The organism is Finegoldia magna (genome assembly GCF_018371055.1).
GTDB lineage: Bacteria > Bacillota > Clostridia > Tissierellales > Peptoniphilaceae > Finegoldia > Finegoldia magna_I.
In genome coordinates this window covers 1-2,325 of record NZ_JAGYZD010000253.1, presented here as the reverse complement: position 1 = coordinate 2,325, position 2,325 = coordinate 1, and the positions used below count along the sequence as shown (strand labels likewise).

Genomic DNA, 2,325 nt, shown 5'->3' with positions numbered 1-2,325 from the left:
TGGGAAAAGAAATCATTAGTATTAGGATCTTGCACATACAACAACACTGTATATCCAGTAATGAATAATTTATTGAACATTTTAAAAATGCAAAAATTAAAAAATCATGTGGTTTCTGTTTTTGGATCATTCGGATGGAGCGGTGGCGCTGTCAAAAATTTAAAAGAATTTGTTGAAGAAGGAAAATTTGAAACAACAGAAACAGTTGTTGAAGCAAAAGGTCGCATGAAAGAAGAAGACGATCAAGGCTTAAGACAAATGGCAAAAGAAATCGCAGCAAAAATTAAATAATAAATTTTAGAATCAATCATTAATTTGATTGGTTCTATTTTTTTATCTGACAAAATGCGTTAAATTAATAATTATTATCAAAAAAATCCTAAAAAATGATTTTTGGTGTTATTATTGAACTAATATGGGTATAAATAGCTTAGTGGTTATTAGGTTAATAGCTAATAAATAAAATTTGGAGGTAATGATTATGGCTACAGATGTAGAAATTGCTCAAAAAGCGAAATTAGAAAAAATCAGCGTGATAGCTGAAAAAATGGGATTAACAGAAGAAGATTACGAACAATATGGTAGATATAAGGCAAAATTAGATTTAAATCTTTTTGAAAAAAATAAAGACAAAAAAGATGGTAAATTAATTTTGATGACAAGTATTAACCCAACTCCAACAGGAGAAGGTAAAACAACTATGAATGTTGGTTTGGCAATGGGACTTAACAAAATTGGCAAAAACGCTATTTCAGTTTTAAGAGAACCATCTTTAGGACCTAACTTTGGTATGAAAGGTGGAGCCGCTGGTGGTGGATATGCACAAGTAGTTCCAATGGATGAAATCAACATGCACTTCACAGGTGACTTCCACGCAATCACTACTGCAAATAACTTAATTTGCGCAATGATGGATAACCACATTCACCAAGGTAATGCGTTAAACATCGATCCAAAACAAATCTTAATTAAAAGATGTATGGACATGAACGAACGTGAATTAAGAGATATAGTTATCGGCGTTGGTTCGAAAGGTAACGGAGTTATGCGTCAAGACGGTTTCGAAATCACTGTTGCAAGTGAAATCATGGCTATTTTATGTCTTGCAAAAGATTTGAAAGACTTAAAAGAAAGAGTTGGAAACATTCTTATCGCTTTTGATACAGAAGGTAAACCAGTTTACGCAAAAGACGTTAAAGCTGATGGTGCTGTAGCATTAATCATGAAAGAAGCTATCAAACCAAACTTAGTTCAAACATTAGAACACACTCCAGCAATTATTCATGGTGGACCATTCGCTAACATTGCACACGGATGTAACTCTGTAATAGCTACAAAATTAGGATTGAAACTTGGAGATTACGTAGTAACTGAAGCAGGTTTCGGTGCTGACTTAGGAGCAGAAAAATTCTTCGATATCAAATGTAGAAACGACTTACATCCAAACATGGTATGTATCGTTGCTACAATCAAAGCATTAAAACATCACGGGGAAGCAGAAGACTACAAAGTTGAAAATGTAGAAGCTTTGGAAAAAGGATATGCTAACCTTAAACGTCACATCGAAAACATGAAGAAATACAAAGTTCCAGTAGTAGTAGCAATCAACAGATTTGCAAATGATACAGATGCTGAAATCAAGAAATTAACTGAATTGGTTGAAGCAGACGGAACAAAAGCAATATTCTGTGATGTATGGGCAGAAGGTGGCGAAGGTGCAAGAGAATTAGCGGAATATGTTGTTGAAAATACAAAAGAAGAAAACGAATTTGAATTCTTATATGACCTTGAATTGCCAATCAAAGAAAAAATTGAAAAAATTGCAAAAGAAATCTACAGAGCTGACGGCGTAGATTTTAGTGCAAAAGCTAAGAAGAAATTAAAACAAATCAAAGAATTAGGATTAGACAATTATCCAGTATGTATGGCTAAGACTCAATACTCATTCTCTGATAATAAAAAATTAATCGGAGCTCCAACTGGATTTACAATCACAGTAAGTGATTTTAAAATCTCAAGAGGTGCTGGATTTGTTGTTGCACTATTAGGTTCTGTAATGACAATGCCAGGTTTACCAAAAGTACCTTCAGCAGAAAACTGTGATGTTTTAGATGATGGTACAGTTGTAGGATTATTCTAGAAAAATTTAAAGCCTGAATTTGTGTAAATTTATTATGATTTATAAAAATTTTCTATAAATTCAGGCTTATTTATTATGAGAATTAATAAATTTTGTTACAAATACTAATAACTTTTATGGTACAATAGTTATGAAAAGGATTATAAGTAAAAGGAGATGCTTATGAGTACAAAAAAAACTCCTCT

The 2,325-nt window shown here is 32.3% G+C and carries 1 protein-coding gene and 1 pseudogene; both read left to right on the top strand.

Going from position 1 to position 2,325, the window contains the following annotated elements; all coding sequences use genetic code 11:
• Nucleotides 1-291 (top strand): annotated as a pseudogene (locus tag KHW44_RS08730) (FprA family A-type flavoprotein); the annotation flags it as partial.
• Nucleotides 292-481: 190 nt separating this feature from the next.
• Nucleotides 482-2,140, top strand: a complete 1,659-nt coding sequence (locus KHW44_RS08725) for a formate--tetrahydrofolate ligase (protein ID WP_369680528.1) — start codon at nt 482-484, stop codon at nt 2,138-2,140.
• The last annotated feature ends 185 nt before the right edge of the window (nt 2,141-2,325 follow it).